Origin of the sequence: Flavobacterium sp. 2, assembly GCF_049949195.1 — a bacterium.
In the GTDB taxonomy this organism is placed as follows: domain Bacteria; phylum Bacteroidota; class Bacteroidia; order Flavobacteriales; family Flavobacteriaceae; genus Flavobacterium.
In genome coordinates, this window is the sequence record NZ_CP188206.1 from 1,085,077 (window position 1) to 1,100,018 (window position 14,942).

Annotated in this window: 16 protein-coding genes; 13 read left to right on the top strand and 3 right to left on the bottom strand. The window is 32.3% G+C overall.

Going from position 1 to position 14,942, the window contains the following annotated elements:
* Positions 1 to 43: 43 nt before the first annotated feature.
* The gene (locus ACNFIH_RS04505) at positions 44 to 1,405 is read right to left on the bottom strand and encodes a DEAD/DEAH box helicase (RefSeq protein ID WP_426485672.1); all 1,362 of its coding nucleotides are present in this window, start codon (positions 1,403 to 1,405) and stop codon (positions 44 to 46) included.
* A 219-nt stretch (positions 1,406 to 1,624) separates the two neighbouring features.
* On the opposite strand from ACNFIH_RS04505, the gene ACNFIH_RS04510 reads away from it, so the two are divergent.
* The 8 genes from ACNFIH_RS04510 to ACNFIH_RS04545 all read left to right on the top strand — a co-directional run bounded on the left by ACNFIH_RS04510 (position 1,625) and on the right by ACNFIH_RS04545 (position 8,909).
* Positions 1,625 to 3,352 carry a M14 family metallopeptidase gene (locus ACNFIH_RS04510; RefSeq protein WP_426485673.1) on the top strand — a complete coding sequence of 576 codons (1,728 nt, stop codon included), beginning with the start codon at positions 1,625 to 1,627 and terminating at the stop codon, positions 3,350 to 3,352.
* Positions 3,353 to 3,483: 131 nt separating this feature from the next.
* Positions 3,484 to 3,822, top strand: a complete 339-nt coding sequence (locus ACNFIH_RS04515) for a cyclic-phosphate processing receiver domain-containing protein (RefSeq protein WP_426485674.1) — start codon at positions 3,484 to 3,486, stop codon at positions 3,820 to 3,822.
* Between the two features lie 189 nt (positions 3,823 to 4,011).
* The gene (locus ACNFIH_RS04520; protein ID WP_426485675.1) at positions 4,012 to 4,629 is read left to right on the top strand and encodes a hypothetical protein; all 618 of its coding nucleotides are present in this window, start codon (positions 4,012 to 4,014) and stop codon (positions 4,627 to 4,629) included.
* A gap of 116 nt (positions 4,630 to 4,745) precedes the next feature.
* On the top strand, positions 4,746 to 4,985 hold the full coding sequence (locus ACNFIH_RS04525) for a hypothetical protein (RefSeq protein ID WP_426485676.1): 240 nt from the start codon (positions 4,746 to 4,748) through the stop codon (positions 4,983 to 4,985).
* 3 nt (positions 4,986 to 4,988) lie between these two features.
* On the top strand, positions 4,989 to 5,462 hold the full coding sequence (locus ACNFIH_RS04530; RefSeq protein ID WP_426485677.1) for a hypothetical protein: 474 nt from the start codon (positions 4,989 to 4,991) through the stop codon (positions 5,460 to 5,462).
* Between the two features lie 377 nt (positions 5,463 to 5,839).
* Positions 5,840 to 7,234 (top strand): energy transducer TonB, encoded by a 1,395-nt coding sequence (locus ACNFIH_RS04535; protein ID WP_426485678.1) that lies wholly within the window; start codon positions 5,840 to 5,842, stop codon positions 7,232 to 7,234.
* Positions 7,235 to 7,277: 43 nt separating this feature from the next.
* On the top strand, positions 7,278 to 7,781 hold the full coding sequence (locus tag ACNFIH_RS04540; protein ID WP_426485679.1) for a hypothetical protein: 504 nt from the start codon (positions 7,278 to 7,280) through the stop codon (positions 7,779 to 7,781).
* A 231-nt stretch (positions 7,782 to 8,012) separates the two neighbouring features.
* The gene (locus ACNFIH_RS04545; RefSeq protein WP_426485680.1) at positions 8,013 to 8,909 is read left to right on the top strand and encodes a hypothetical protein; all 897 of its coding nucleotides are present in this window, start codon (positions 8,013 to 8,015) and stop codon (positions 8,907 to 8,909) included.
* A gap of 90 nt (positions 8,910 to 8,999) precedes the next feature.
* Here the strand turns inward: ACNFIH_RS04545 and ACNFIH_RS04550 are convergent, their stop codons facing one another.
* Positions 9,000 to 9,638 carry an NUDIX hydrolase gene (locus tag ACNFIH_RS04550; RefSeq protein ID WP_142449408.1) on the bottom strand — a complete coding sequence of 213 codons (639 nt, stop codon included), beginning with the start codon at positions 9,636 to 9,638 and terminating at the stop codon, positions 9,000 to 9,002.
* 7 nt (positions 9,639 to 9,645) lie between these two features.
* Between ACNFIH_RS04550 and pyrE the strand changes: the two genes are divergently transcribed.
* From pyrE to ACNFIH_RS04565, 3 genes are all read left to right on the top strand, one after another.
* Entirely contained in the window at positions 9,646 to 10,290 is a 645-nt protein-coding gene (gene pyrE, locus ACNFIH_RS04555; RefSeq protein ID WP_035648398.1) for an orotate phosphoribosyltransferase, read from the top strand.
* Between the two features lie 107 nt (positions 10,291 to 10,397).
* The gene (locus ACNFIH_RS04560) at positions 10,398 to 10,790 is read left to right on the top strand and encodes a hypothetical protein (protein ID WP_035648399.1); all 393 of its coding nucleotides are present in this window, start codon (positions 10,398 to 10,400) and stop codon (positions 10,788 to 10,790) included.
* Positions 10,791 to 11,010: 220 nt separating this feature from the next.
* Positions 11,011 to 11,670 carry a hypothetical protein gene (locus tag ACNFIH_RS04565; RefSeq protein ID WP_426485681.1) on the top strand — a complete coding sequence of 220 codons (660 nt, stop codon included), beginning with the start codon at positions 11,011 to 11,013 and terminating at the stop codon, positions 11,668 to 11,670.
* A gap of 54 nt (positions 11,671 to 11,724) precedes the next feature.
* Here the strand turns inward: ACNFIH_RS04565 and ACNFIH_RS04570 are convergent, their stop codons facing one another.
* Complete coding sequence (locus tag ACNFIH_RS04570; RefSeq protein ID WP_426485682.1) at positions 11,725 to 12,465, bottom strand: biotin--[acetyl-CoA-carboxylase] ligase; 741 nt, start codon at positions 12,463 to 12,465, stop codon at positions 11,725 to 11,727.
* A 93-nt stretch (positions 12,466 to 12,558) separates the two neighbouring features.
* On the opposite strand from ACNFIH_RS04570, the gene rsfS reads away from it, so the two are divergent.
* Together rsfS and ftsH are read left to right on the top strand one after the other, a co-directional pair.
* On the top strand, positions 12,559 to 12,930 hold the full coding sequence (rsfS, locus tag ACNFIH_RS04575; protein WP_007809313.1) for a ribosome silencing factor: 372 nt from the start codon (positions 12,559 to 12,561) through the stop codon (positions 12,928 to 12,930).
* A 15-nt stretch (positions 12,931 to 12,945) separates the two neighbouring features.
* Positions 12,946 to 14,871: an ATP-dependent zinc metalloprotease FtsH gene (ftsH, locus tag ACNFIH_RS04580; RefSeq protein ID WP_035648406.1), complete on the top strand. Its 1,926-nt coding sequence runs from the start codon at positions 12,946 to 12,948 to the stop codon at positions 14,869 to 14,871.
* Positions 14,872 to 14,942 lie beyond the last annotated feature (71 nt).

A 14,942-nucleotide genomic window follows, 5' to 3' on the forward strand; every position in this document is an offset into this window, starting at 1 on the left:
ACAATAGAACAAAAATTACTCAACTGTTCTATTTTTCCTCAATCTAGTATTTTTTGCTTTTTTCGTCTTCTTTCTTTACGACATTACGAGCCACTTCAATTTTAAACTTTTTGCCTTTCATTTTTTCATCTTTGATATGCTTCAGCAAATCTTTGACTTTATTGTATTTTACAGCTGCAAACGAAACAAAATCTTTTACCTCGATCAATCCTAAATCTTCTTTTTCTAATTTTCCTTTTTGAGAAAAGAAACCAACAATGTCAAATTTGTTCAGTTTTGTTTTCTTTCCGCCGCTTATGTAAATGGTTTGAAATTGTGGTGGTTTTGGCAACGAAACAATTCCTTCGACATCTAAAACATCCATTTCATAATCAATATAATCCAGCTGTTTTTCACTTTCATGAATAATTACATAAGCTGTTCCGCTTGCCTGCATACGCGCCGTACGCCCGTTTCTATGCGTGAATTCGTCTTCTTTTAATGGCAAATGATAATGAATAACGTGCTTCATTTCTGGAATATCCAAACCTCTCGCTGCTAAATCTGTTGTGACCAAATAACTAATACTTCCGTTTCTAAACTGAATTAAAGCGCGCTCACGTTCGTCCTGATCCATTCCGCCATGATAATAAACCGAATAGATTCCTTTTTCATTCAAAGTATCACTGATACGTTCTGCCGCGTCTCTATGATTGCAAAAAATAATAGCCGATTCTGATTTTAAAGAGCAAATCAAATTGAATAAACTCCCTAATTTATCTTTGGCTGACGAAACAATCATTTTCATCGACAGATTCGCTTTTTCCTCTTCTTCTGGAATAAAATCCAAAACAGTTGGATTTATAACGCGTGTATATTTCGGAATTTCAATATCTGAAGTTGCAGAAACCAAAACTCTTTTATTGACTTTTGGCAATCTTCCAATAATAAAAGACATTTGTTCGTGAAACCCTAACTGAAGCGATTTATCAAACTCGTCTAAAATCAAAGTCTGTATTTTATCGGTTCTAAAAGTTTCTCTGTCAATATGATCTGCAATTCTTCCAGGAGTTCCAATTAAAACTGCAGGCGGATTACTTAAATTCTTGATTTCAGTATCAATTGAATGCCCTCCGTAGCAGATATTTACTTTGTATTGTGTTCCCATTTTCTTCCAAACTTGCTCAATTTGAAGTCCAAGTTCGCGTGATGGAACCAAAATTAAACATTGAACAGAAAGAATTTCAGGCTGAAGCATTTCTAAAACCGGAAGCAAAAAAGCCAATGTTTTTCCTGATCCTGTTGGAGAAAGCAATAAAACATTGTTTTCGTTCAAAATAGCATCTTGAGCCATTTCTTGCATTTCGTTTAGGCTCTCAATCCCTAAATTCGAAAGTATGTTGTTGGAATGGTGTTTTTTATTCATTTTGCAAAAGTAGGGAAAGTTTTTTAACCGCAAAGCACGCAAAGGTTTACGCTAAGTCCGCAAAGTCAATATTCAAAGCTTTGCGAACTTAGCGTTTATAAAACCTCTCATAAAAAAACTTTGCGTGCTTTGCGGTTAAAAATCACAAAGCATATCAACTTTAAACCTGAAACCTGAAACAAAAAAAACTTATATTTGAATCCTATTAAAATTAAACTCATGAAACTTTTTACCCTTCTCCTCTCCCTTTTCACAATCAGCATTTTCGCTCAAAACAACAAAAAATACGATACGTTTTTCGAAAAAGGAAACGGAAATCAATCGGCTTCTTATCAGGAAACTATAGCTTATTTTAAAATGCTTGCTGCTGATTTTCCAACCATTCAAATGAAAGAAATGGGATTGACTGATTCTGGTGAACCATTGCACATGATCACTTTTAATCCGGACAAAGAATTTGACTTTGATAAAATTCAGAAAACAAAAGCCGTGCTTTTTGTAAATAATGGAATTCACGCCGGAGAACCAGACGGAATCGACGCAACAATGCAATTTTACAGAGATTTAGCAACCGGAAAAATGAAAGCGCCAAAAAATACCGTTTTGGTTACAATTCCGGTTTATAATATTGGCGGGGCTTTAAACCGAAATTCGACAACACGTGCCAATCAGGACGGACCCGAAGTTTATGGCTTTAGAGGAAATGCAAGGAACTACGATTTGAATCGTGATTTAATGAAATCGGATACTCGAAATACAAAAAGTTTTGTGGAGATTTTCCAAAAAATAAATGCCGATGTTTTTATCGATAATCACGTAAGCAACGGTTCTGATTATCAATACAAACTGACGTATATTATGACACAACATAATAAACTCGGAACGGTTTTGGGTGATTTTATGAATAACGAAATGATGCCGGCTTTGGTAAAAGATCTTCAGAACAAGAAAATCGAAACGACGCCTTATGTAGATTCGTTTAAAGATACACCAGACAAAGGTTTTGGACAATTTGTCGACAGTCCGAGATATACTACTGGTTATACTTCCCTATTTAATACTATTGGTTTTGTGGTAGAAACACACATGCTGAAAAAATATGCCGAACGTGTAAAAATGACCTACGAATACATGAAATCGACTTTGGATTTTACCGATGCAAATTATCAGAAAATCAAAGAGCTTCGTGTAAAAAATTTAGAGCAATATCAGCCTAAGAAAAAATACACTTTACAATGGGAAATGGACAGCACAAAAACCACAAAATTTACTTTTTTAGGCTACGAAGCAGGTTACAAAAAAAGTGACGCTACAACAGGCGACCGTTTGTACTATGACCGAAGCAAACCTTATAAAAAAGATGTTCCGTACATCAAAGAATTTAAATCAGCTAAAGAAGTTGTGATTCCAACGGCGTATATAGTTCCGCGAGGTTATTGGAATATTATTGATCTTTTGAAAAACAATAATATTTCGTTTCGTCAATTTAAAAACGATACGATTATAGAAGTTGAAAGCTACAAAATTGCTGATTTTAAAACGGTTCCGTCAGCTTACGAAGGACATTATGCGCATAGAAACACAACGGTAACTTCTAAAATCGTTAAAATGGCTTTCGCCAAAGGTGATTATTATGTTCCAACAAACCAAAAAGGTGTTAAATATATAGTGGAAGCTTTTGAACCAGAAGGTGTTGATTCGTTTTTTAACTGGAATTTCTTCGATCCGATTTTACAGCAAAAAGAACATTATTCTGAATATATTTTTGAAGATACTGCAGCAAATCTTTTAAAAGAAAATCCAGCTTTAAAAGCAGAATTAGAAACCAAAAAACAAAACGACCGCGAATTTGCTAAAAGTGCTGAAGCGCAGTTGGATTGGATTTACAAACATTCTGTTTATTATGAAAAGGCGCATTTGCAGTATCCTATTTATAGGGTTTTGTAGATTTTTTTTTAACCGCAAAGGACGCAAGGTTTTTTGATTTTGATTGAGTTTAGAAAACGCTAAGATCGCAAAGCTTTGCGTATAGAATTTTGTCAAAGTTGAGACCAGAAAACTTTTTACTTTTAGAAAATATGACATACAAACTATTTCTCGACGATATCAGAGATGTAAATATGGTTTACAAAAAATTAACTAATTATGATTTTGTTGTGGTTAGAAATTTTCATGATTTCAAAATGACAATTTTAGAAAAAGGTCTTCCCGAATTAATTAGTTTCGATAATGATTTAGGTCTTGATGAAAATGAAAATGTTGCCGAAGATGGTTACGCTTGCGCAAAATGGCTTGTTTATGAATCTGGATTTGATTTACAAAATCTAAATTTCAATGTTCATTCTGCTAATCCTGTAGCTTCTCTTCAAATTCAAAGTTTACTTGATAATTATATTAAACATTTGAAATCACAATAGTGCAGATTTGCAATCTATACTTGTAAAAAACAAGTATAAAAAGCAAAGTTATCTTACTTTGTGGGCACGGATTGCAAATCCGCGCTATCGGACTATTTAGATGATTTTCCTGAATTTCTTAAAACAGATATTACTCCAAAATTAAAAGACTACAATAATACATCTCCTTCAATTTTATATTAAAATATTATGGCAACAACAGTTATATATACTAACAGTTACAATGAGATTATTACTGAACAACAATTAAGTTCGCTTAAAGATTACAATAAAGTTTATAAATTAAATGGAGTAATAAAAAAGATAGAGTCATACTATAACGGGCAATTTGACGGAATTGAATATTTCAAAGAGGATAATGAAACTTTAAACGATATTTTTACTTTAGTTGGCACCAATTCTTTATTAATTACTCAAATTGAGTTAACTGGTAATTATAAAATTGTAAATTCTTTTTCGTACATAGAAGGAGTGAACACTCATATTGAAAAACATCTTTTATTAAATAATAAAATAATTTGTATTCATGAACAACAAACAGCGGGACAATTATATTGCGAAAAATATTTGTTTGATTCTGATGGAAGCGAAATTGGCGAAGAAATTTTCAGTTTTACATATAATGTTGATGGTACATTAAAAAATATTTCAGGTATTGGCTATCCTTTTAGTAATGATAATCAAACACTGGATGCTGATGAAATTCCTCTATTTTTCCCAAATCTGCTAATTGACAACCCATATTATGCTAATGCAGCTTTTTTACCCGATAGCGCGGATTTGCAATCCGCGCTGACGTTATGCTAATTTCATTGTTAGAAAAAAATCACATTTACGGCTTCCCGTAACCATATTCAATTCCAACATTCTATATTTGAATATCAAATAGTATTACCCAATTCTAACCTGCTTAACCAAAAACTATGAATAACCAAACCGGCGACACTATTGTTGAGGGAATATTTTACGGATTAAATTATTTGGGAGCGCTTTTTCATTGGCTCGCTTTCTTCGGTAGAAAATCGTTTCAAAAAGCACTTGAAAGCGGTTTTATAAATACAATCATCGGAATTCTTGTCCTCGTTTTGATTGTTCTTTTCTTCAAAAATGAAGTTTTACATTTAATTCTTTACCTAATCAAAAAATACCTAAATCAAAACTAAAAAATGAATCCACAACCTTCAAGAAATTCATCTTCAGGAAACTCATCTTCAGGAAGTCCGAAACCTTTTGCTATTATAGGTTTAGTATTTGCCATTATTGCTTTTCTTTTCTCCATGATTCCGTGCATTGGATTTTATGCCGTTGGCCCGAGTTTATTTGCCTTGGCTTTTAGCGGAATTTCATACGCTGGCTTAAAACAAAGAAACGAAAACACTTCTGTTTCGCTTGCAGGTTTGATCGTTGGAGCTGCTGCCATTTCAATTGGGGCTTACCAATATTATGAATATCAAACTGTTTTTGAAACTAAAGCCGAAATCGAACAATCGCTTAACAATACCGAAAAACATGTTATTGATACGATTCAAAAAAAGGTTTTGGAAAAAGTCGGAGAAAAATTGGAAGAAGAACTAAGAAAAGATTCGATACAAGAAGCCAAAAATGATTCTATCAAAAAAGACTCTATTTCGAAAAAATAAGGAATATCATTTTTTCAATCTTTTGATATTTGTGGCAATCTTGTTTTTGATTTTCTATCTAAAAACAAATATCATCAGCATTAAATGTCCTTATTCTGAAATTGGAATGAAATGCAAAACCTGCGGACTTACGACTTCATTTCGAAAAATCATAAACAATGATTTTTCTGATTTGAATTTTGGATTTTTGCTATTCTTTATTGCTTTTTTATCGCAATTAATTATAAGGCCGTTGGTTAGTTTTATTTTGTTTTTTTCGGATAAACCCACATTTATCAGAAATGTTGATATCGCACTTTCTATATTTCTATTTGGATTTGCTTATGCTGAATTGATATAACATATTGTAATTTTTTTTCTTTTAATAAACCAGGCTGATGAAATTTAAACTTGTATTAATAATCGCATTTGTTATTGGAATTTCTTCATGTAAAAATGAAGCAAAAGAAAACAATCTTAAATCTAATCCAGATAATTCGGGAATAAAACCTGAAAAGGAAACTACATTAAACGATACTTTAAAAACTGATTCTGCAGTTATAAGTTCGTCAAAAAATAATGAGGCAGAAAACAAAAAATTGTTATCCGATTTTTTCATCAAAAATGACAAAAAGCCACAATTCTTTTTGATCAATAATCAAAAAGACACAACGATTGTATGCGCTGAGAAAACCAAAATTACAATTAAAGCAAATTCTTTTGTTTCAGTTAAAACAGGAAATGAAGCAACAGGAAAAATCAAAATATCGGTTAAGGAATATTATTCTATTTCTGATATGATTTTAGGAGGACTTTCAACCACTTCTAACGGAAAATTATTGGAAACGGGCGGTATGCTTTATATTTCTGCAACAACAAATGGCGAAAAATGCGATTTGAAAAAAGGAAAAAATATCGAAATTGCTTTTCCTAAAAAAAACAATAAAGATGGAATGCAGCTTTTTAATGGAAATTGGAAAAAAGACCAGATCAATTGGATTGTCAATAAAAACTCGGTTGATTTAGCACAGACTTTTACTAATGTTGATGAAAGACCGGTATATATAGGTGGAAATGAAGCTTTGTACAAATTTATTGGCAACAATTACAGAAATTCTGACGAAGAAATTAGTGGCAAAATATATGCTTCTTTTGTTGTAAACAGAGAAGGAAATGTCACTAATATTAAGATAACAAAAGGTTTGAGTAGAAAAGCTGATGACGAATATCTTAGAGTTCTAAAAAAACTTGGAAAATTTACCCCAGGCAAAGTGCAAGGCGTTCCTGTGAACTTTACGTATACTTTGCCAATTACTATAAAATCAGAGGACTCCGATATTTCCAATTCAAGAAATTACAACAACAACCGCCCTCAAGAACCTTATTCCACAAAAACTGATGAAAATATAAAAGCAAATGAAATAAGTTACTATATGTTCAGTAGTGCAAAACTTGGTTACCTAAATTGCGACCGATTTTTATACTATATTCCATCAATGGTAATTAATTATGGTGTTATTGTCGAAGATGAAAGCAATGTTTCGATCAATATTATTTACCATAGCTTTAAATCTATTATGAAAGGTGAATTGAGTCCTAAAAAAGTTATTTTTTATAATTCGCTTTTAAAAGAAAAAATTACAATCGTTGCTATTAAATATTTTGAAGGCAAACCATTTTTAGCGATTAAAGAAACTACCACGAGTGAAAAATCTGAAAAAGATCTTCAATTTAATCCGGTAACGCCTGAAGAGCTGAAAGATGAAATTATAAAACTGAATAAATTCAATTAATCATTTGATTTAAGTTATTTTTAGGCATTAATTTTAAAGAAAAATGGATACTTCGTTTTATCTGGAAAACTTTCAAAAAATAGCAAATCAACTTGATCGAAAACTTCTTGATGAAAAATCAGTTGAGGTTACTGTTGGTGTTTATTTGGATTCTGTTTTTATAAAATTGTATAAAAAATCATGGACAAATAATCCTCATGAAGCTTTAACAGCTGAATCGAGAATTTTCTTTTCTGTTTGGGTTAATGATTCCAGTATTCAGAAACAAAAAATCATGTATAATATTCATGCCTTAAAGTTGAGAAAACTAAAAGGTTATGCTATTGAAAGCCGAAAATTTGCTGAAAAATTTAGAAATCTTTTTGAAAATTACAGCCAAAAATGGCCAAATGTCAGCACAAATTACGGTCCGCTGACTTTAATGGAGGGCTGGATTACTTTAGATTTCGAGAATTATCAGGCAGAAATTTTAAAAATCTGCAACAACTTTTTGGAGATTGAGTATCTAATTGATGCTACTTTGCTTCAGTTCAAATCAATGAAATAGAAAATTACTCGTAAAATACAGCTTTGCGTGAGGGATAGAGCTAATCCGCCGCGGCGGAGGCGAAAGCCCGACAGCATCCCGATAAAAGGGCGAATACGCGTAAACTGAATTAGCCCTTTTATCGGGATGGTGGCACGCCCAACTCTTTAAACTTCAAATTTTAATTTTCAACCGCAACGCAACCTTTTCAAGCTTTTTGTACTATAAAATATAACGCAAACAAAAAGCAAAATGAAAAAAATAGCAATATTACTTATTGGACTTTGCATGATTTCATGCTCGAATGAAGAATTGGGTAATTCTGAAATTAAAAGTAAACTTATTAGTATTGAGGAAAATCAATATCTGGATAATGAATTATGGATACATAAAGTTTACAATTTTGATGACAATAAATTGATAAATATTAAATATGAAAACTCTGATTTTGGCGATGAATATACTTATAATGAAAAAGGATTAGTCTCTAAAGTAGTTGAAAATGTAGATATTGGGAAAGTTTTAAAAACAACAACATACACATACGATGATAAAGGCAGACTAATTGAATACAACCTGATTCCAGGTAACGTTGATCTTAATTTAAGTGCTTTTAAATATACCTTTACATATCTTTCAGATAGAATACTTCGTACATTTAAATCCCAATCAGGATACTCGGAAACAATCGAGTTTTTCGTCGATGCAAACTATAATATTATCAAAAAAACAATAGCAAATAGCGACTATAGCTACATTTTTACATATGAAAATGGCAATCTTACAGATGCTTCTGAATTTAATAAAAATAGTAAAGGCACTTCTGTAAATTACAAGTATAGCAATTTAAAAAATGAACTTCAGATCAATCAATTCATTTTTGGAAAAGAATGGAAACTAAATAGTTTTTTATGTCGTTTGCATCCTGGTAATTCTATTTTAACTGGGATTTCTGAAAACTTGATTTCTGAATATTCGACTACTTTTAGAAACCCGATAAATCCTGATAAACAAACAGATATCACAAAGTTCACTTATAAAATGAATGACAAAAATCAAATGGAGAAACAGACTATTTTGCGTACAGCAACTACTAACGGAATCGTTGATGTTAACTCACGAACTGAAATTTCATATAAATATGAATAGCTCTTTTTATGAGTCTTTAACATTTTAAGATATTAAAAAAGCCCAATAACATGTGTTACTGGGCTTTTTTGTAGCTTTTTGTTTAGAAATTTAAGATTCTAAATTTTCTTCTTTTTTTTTAATATCTACCGAAGCGCGATTTTCTTCTTGAAACAATAATTTAATATTTTCATAGGAGTTTTTAAGTGCTTCCTTGATTTGTTCTGGGTTTAGCCAGGCAACTTTTTCTATTCCTTCTTCAAGTTGTCCGTGTGGTGTTCCCTCAAAATCAGATTGCATTTCAAACCAATGCGTAATTTTGAGTTTGTATTTTCCGTTACGTTTAAAGATATGATAGGTCTTTTGAAGTTTATTCGTAATACGAAGCTTGTTTACCCCTGTCTCCTCCTCTACCTCACGCATAGCCGTCGCTTCAATGTCTTCCCCTTTCTCTATTCCGCCTTTTGGCAGGTCCCATTTTCCGTTTCTAAAGATAAACAAGACTTCGCCTTTTTTATTATAGACAAAACCTCCGCCCGCTTTATTCACAGGAATTTTGGCTTTAAGGGTCTTCATGATCTCACTTTCATCTGGATGATAGAGAATAGCTTTTTGAATTTTATTTTGAAAAATTTTTATGATAAGCTGTTCGATATCAATACTCTCCAACAAGAACAATTGGAAATCTGTTTCTTTCGAGATTTCATTTGTCAAAAAAAGTGGTTTGTCGTTTACAAAAACTTTATACATTTGTATTATGATTTTTAATAAAGATACTGCCGAAAAAACAGCCGAATTGCTTTTGCAAATAAATGCAATTAAATTGAATCCCGAAAATCCTTTTACGTGGGCTTCTGGTTGGAAATCTCCTATTTACTGTGATAATAGGTTAATTCTTTCATTTCCGAGCATCAGAAACTATGTTCGTGATGAATTTGCTAAAAACATTGAAAAACAATTTGGAAAACCTGATGTGATTGCTGGTGTTGCTACTGGAGCGATTGGTGTTGGAATTTTGGTTGCCGAAAGCTTAGGTCTTCCTTTCGTATATGTGCGTCCGGAGCCTAAAAAACACGGAAGACAAAACCAAGTGGAAGGTTTTTTACAAAAAGGACAAAATGTTGTTGTTGTCGAAGATTTGATTAGTACCGGAAAAAGCAGTTTGATGGCTGTTGAAGCTTTAAGAAGCGAAGGTGCCAACATTAAAGGTATGGCTGCAATTTTCACATACGGTTTTGGTGTTGCCGAAGAAAATTTTAAAGAAGCTAATATTGATTTATTCACATTAAGCAACTACGAAAATCTTCTTGATTTAGCCGTTCAAAAACAATATATAACAGAAGATCAACAATCTACCTTACTTGAATGGAACGCAAGTCCATCAACTTGGGGACAGGAATAAATTCAGGTTTTTAAATCGTCGATTTCTGATTTTTAGAATTTACGATTTAAAATTTTGGAATTTAATTTGTTGTCATTCTTTAAAACAAATAAAAAACAAAAAACAATATGAACTTAGAAAGTCCAAAAGTTACAGTTCAGAAATCAGCTCAGGATTTATTTGACCAACTGACTGACGTAAAGAATTTTGAAAAATTAATGCCGGATAACATTGCTAAATTTGAAGTGACTGGCGAAGACGCTTTTATTTTTGGATTGAAAGGTATGCCGGAAATCAAATTAAAAATGAAAGACAAAGTAGCTCCAAACAAAATTGTTTTAGGTGCTGCGAGTGATAAGCTTCCGTTTACTTTGACTTCAAATATTGACAGTATTTCTGATTCAGAAAGTGCTGTTCAGTTATTTTTTGAAGGTGAATTCAACGCTATGATGGCCATGATGATCAAAGGACCAATCAGCAAGTTTATCGAAACTCTTGCTAACAATATGAATAAACTTTAATAATTGTGAATTATTAATTGTGAATTATAAATTAGATGCCCGATTTTAGTCGGGCATTTTTTTTACACAAATTTTGCCAATCTACTCTAGTGCAAAAGAAAAAAACTTAGCATCTTAAAAAAAAACATTTCATCCGTAAAAAAGAACAGTTCAGAAACAAAAATTATTCTCCGTTGAAATATTGATCGAAGTTTGAATCATCAAACTAAAACATATCAAAATGGAACCAGCTATTAAGATTTTAATTTACATTCACGCTTTTTTTGGCGGACTTGGACTAATTACAGGAATTGGAAGTATCGTTGTTAAAAAAGGCGGAAAACTACATAAAAGAATGGGGAAATTATTTTCCATCGGAATGATTACAAGTTCTTTAATTTCACTGCCAATTTGCTGGATGCCAAAACATCAAAATATCTTTTTATTCCTTATCGGATTATTTACAATCTATTTAGTTATTTCAGGAAACAGAGCTTTGAGCTTTAAAACAAAGACGAAAGCTGATTTATTAGACAGAATAATCTCAGGAACTATGCTTTTCTTTTCTATAATAATGATTTCAATTGGTTTATACTGTCAGCTAAACAATATTTCAAACGGAATATTATTCACATTTTTCGGCGGATTTGGACTTTTTATGACCGTAAAGGATTTTATCTTTTTCAGAAACTTTTCAGAAACCAATAGAAATTGGCTTTCAAAACACATTGGAAAAATGGTTGGCGCATTAATCGCTTCAATTACAGCTTACATAGTTGCCGGATTAGGAATTGGCAGTTTAATTGCATGGATAATGCCATCCATTTTAGGCACATTCTACATCATTTACTGGAACAAAAAAATAGAGCCCAAAGCAAAAACAATAATAAACCCAAGCTAAACAGCTTCATTAAAAAAAACCTTTGAGCCTTTGTAACTCTGCCCCTTTGTACCTCTAATAAAGCATTTGAATCTCTTTAATCTCAAATTCTGAAACCGAATCATCTTCAAGCAAAACTTGCAATTTTCCTGTTGATGAAACACCTTGGATAATTCCCATGAAATTTTGTCCAAAATTATCAGGATTAAGATTTTTAAAAGGCATTGGAATACCTTTTCGGAATAATGTGTTATAGTATTCATTCCAAAAAACAGAGGCTGAGGTTTCCCAGGAATTGATTTTTTCTTTGATTTTTTCGATAATCAATTCAGGTAATATCATTTTATCAAAAGGTTTTCCTAAAATTACGGACAAAGAAGAGGCATTTGGTAGTTCATCAAAATTAGTCTGATTAACATTCAGTCCCAAGCCAACAACTGACACGATCCTGCCATCACTTTTGATGGTGTTTTCGATTAGTATGCCACCAATTTTTTTATTGTATGACATAATGTCGTTTGGCCATTTTATACTTAAATCAGGAATATTTAATGATTTTAGCACTTCAATGACACTTAATGAGACTATTAAACTTAAATTAAAAACCTGTTCGTTATCAAACACAAAATCCTTTACCAAGGCACTCATAATTAAGTTTTTACCTGATTCCGACTGCCACTTTGAGCCCATTTGCCCCTTGCCTTTTGTCTGATTTTCAGCCGTTACCACAGTAAAATTATCCAATTCATCCTTGCTTGATATTGCTTTTAGAAAGTCATTTGTAGAATCTATGGCATCGAGTTTGATTAGTTTCATTCAGGTAATTTAAATTAACTTAATTTAATATTTTGTTAAGGTTCAAAAATAATCACAAATTTTGGTAACTTTACAAATTCATAAAAATAATTCATGGCGAAAAAGACTATTAATAATGATGTTCTATTGGCGAACATAATCAAAGGGATTGAGGAAGTAAAAGGAAATGATATCGATATTCTTGACTTAAGAGAAATTGACACGGCTGTATGCGACTATTTTGTTATTTGCAACGGTAGCTCAAACACCCAAGTTAACGCCATTGTAAACTCAATTCAAAAAACAGTATCTAAAGACTTAAAAGATAAACCCTGGCACGTAGAAGGAACCGATAACGCGGAATGGGTTCTGATGGATTATGTGCATATCGTGGTACATGTTTTCCAAAAACACATTCGTGAATACTATAATATCGAAAGCCTTTGGGGTGACGCCAAAATAACTACAATCGAAAACAAATACTAAAGAAAAAATTTTCTAATGGCTAAAGATAATAATCCAAATCCGAATAAATTTAAAATAAGTCCTTGGTTAATATACACCGCAATACTTTTAGTTTTTTTATTTATAAGTTTTGCAACCGGAGGATCTAACTTAAGCGAACCTGCTCAATTGACTTCTTCTAAATTCAATACGCTTTTAGAAAAAGGACAAATTGAAAAAGTTATCGTTTATAATAAAGCTGAAGCTGAAGTATACCTTACTGCTGCTGCATTAAAAGACAAAGCAAACGAAAAGGTTTCAAAAGATATTTTTAAAAATCCTAACAAAGGACCACATTATACTTTAGAAATCGGTAACGATCAAATTTTCCAAACCAAACTTGAAAAAGCGGTTGGTGAAGGAAAACTGAAAGATTTTAATTTTCTTCAAAAAAACAATTGGAGCGATATTTTAATCAGCCTACTTCCTATCATCATCATTATTGGTGTATGGATTTTCATTATGCGTAAAATGTCTGGCGGAGGCGCTGGCGGAGGCGGACAGATTTTCAATATCGGAAAATCTAAAGCAAAGCTTTTTGATGAAAAAACAGATATCAAAACAACATTTAAAGATGTTGCAGGTTTAGAAGGTGCAAAAGAAGAAATTCAGGAAATCGTTGAATTCCTTAAAAACCCTGAAAAATATACAAATCTTGGGGGTAAAATTCCAAAAGGAGCTTTACTTGTAGGACCTCCGGGAACTGGTAAAACTTTGCTTGCAAAAGCAGTTGCAGGAGAAGCTCAAGTACCTTTCTTCTCTTTATCAGGTTCTGATTTCGTAGAAATGTTCGTAGGAGTTGGTGCATCTCGTGTACGTGACTTATTCAAACAAGCAAAAGAAAAATCTCCAGCAATCATTTTTATTGATGAAATTGATGCTGTAGGTAGAGCAAGAGGAAAAAGTAATATGTCTGGCGGAAACGACGAGAGAGAAAATACTTTGAACCAATTATTGACAGAAATGGATGGTTTTGGTACAAACTCAAACGTAATTGTTTTAGCTGCGACAAACAGAGCTGATGTTCTTGATAAAGCGTTAATGCGTGCTGGACGTTTTGACAGACAAATTTTTGTTGATTTACCAGACATCCGCGAAAGAGCTGAAATTTTCCAAGTTCACTTGAAACCAATCAAGAAAGTTGAAGGTTTAGATCTTGATTTCTTAGCAAAACAAACTCCAGGATTCTCTGGTGCTGATATCGCAAATGTATGTAACGAAGCTGCATTAATTGCTGCTCGTAACAATAAAGATGCTGTGGACAAACAAGATTTCCTTGATGCAGTTGATAGAATCATTGGTGGTCTTGAAAAGAAAAACAAAATCATTACTCCAGACGAAAAAAGAGCAATTGCGATTCACGAAGCAGGTCACGCAACTGTAAGCTGGATGTTAGAGCACGCTGCTCCACTTATTAAAGTAACAATTGTTCCTCGTGGACAAAGTTTAGGAGCTGCATGGTACCTTCCAGAAGAAAGACAAATCGTAAGAACAGATCAAATGTTAGACGAAATGTGTGCTACAATGGGCGGTAGAGCTGCTGAAAAAGTAACTTTTGACCGAATTTCAACTGGAGCATTAAGCGATTTGGAAAAAGTAACACGTCAGGCTCGTGCGATGGTAACGATTTATGGTTTGAATGATAAAATCGGAAATGTTACTTATTACGATTCAACTGGACAAAGTGAATACAATTTCTCAAAACCATATTCTGATGAAACTGCAAAAATTATTGATGCTGAAATCTCAGAATTAATTGAAGGCCAATATCAAAGAGCTATTCAAATTCTTGAGGAAAACAAAGACAAATTGAATCAGCTTGCTGATATCTTAATAGAAAAAGAAGTTATTTTTAAAGATGACTTAGAAACAATTTTCGGAAAACGCACTTTTGACAAAAATCTGGAAGAAGTGGTTTCGTAAATTATTCAGAAATATGTAATATTTTTTAAAATCTTAATTCAAAATAGCCTTTTGAATTAAGATTTTTTTAT